This window comes from Allobacillus halotolerans (assembly GCF_018967645.1).
Classification (GTDB): Bacteria; Bacillota; Bacilli; order Bacillales; family Alkalibacillaceae; genus Allobacillus; species Allobacillus halotolerans.
The window spans coordinates 362-912 of the sequence record NZ_JAHLZF010000072.1; the positions used below are offsets into that span (position 1 = coordinate 362).

The 551-nt window shown below is 35.0% G+C and carries 2 protein-coding genes and 1 pseudogene; all 3 read left to right on the forward strand.

Going from position 1 to position 551, the window contains the following annotated elements:
- Positions 1 to 33 precede the first annotated feature (33 nt).
- Positions 34 to 207, forward strand: a complete 174-nt coding sequence (rinB, locus tag KQ486_RS14090) for a transcriptional activator RinB (protein WP_061684985.1) — start codon at positions 34 to 36, stop codon at positions 205 to 207.
- Positions 208 to 354 carry a hypothetical protein gene (locus KQ486_RS14095; protein ID WP_000990005.1) on the forward strand — a complete coding sequence of 49 codons (147 nt, stop codon included), beginning with the start codon at positions 208 to 210 and terminating at the stop codon, positions 352 to 354.
- Between the two features lie 23 nt (positions 355 to 377).
- Positions 378 to 551, forward strand: a pseudogene (locus KQ486_RS14100) (transcriptional regulator); the annotation flags it as partial.

Sequence of the window (551 nt, forward strand, 5' to 3'; positions counted from 1 at the left end):
AATTATCGATAAATTAACATGGGGTGTTTAGTGGTGGTTAAAGAAATTTTGAGACTATTATTCTTACTAGCGATGTATGAGTTAGGTAAGTATGTAACTGAGCAAGTATATATTATGATGACGGCTAATGATGATGTAGAGGCGCCGATTTACTTCGCAAAGTTGAGCGATCAGTCTGATTTGATGAGGGCGGAGGTGTCAGAGTAGATGATGTGGTTAGTCATAGCAATTATATTACTAGTCATCTTATTGTTTGGCGTGATGTTGCAAGCTGAACAGTTAAAAGGTGATGTGAAAGTTAAAGAGCGAGAGATAGAGATATTAAGAAGTAGATTGAGACACTTTGAAGATTAAACATATTTGTACGGAGGGTATTCATGACTAAAAAGAAATACGGATTAAAATTATCAACAGTTCGAAAGTTAGAAGATGAGTTGTGTGATTATCCTAATTATCATAAACAACTTGAAGATTTAAGAAGTGAAATAATGACACCGTGGATTCCAACAGATACAAATATAGGCGGGGAGTTTGTACCGTCTAATACATCA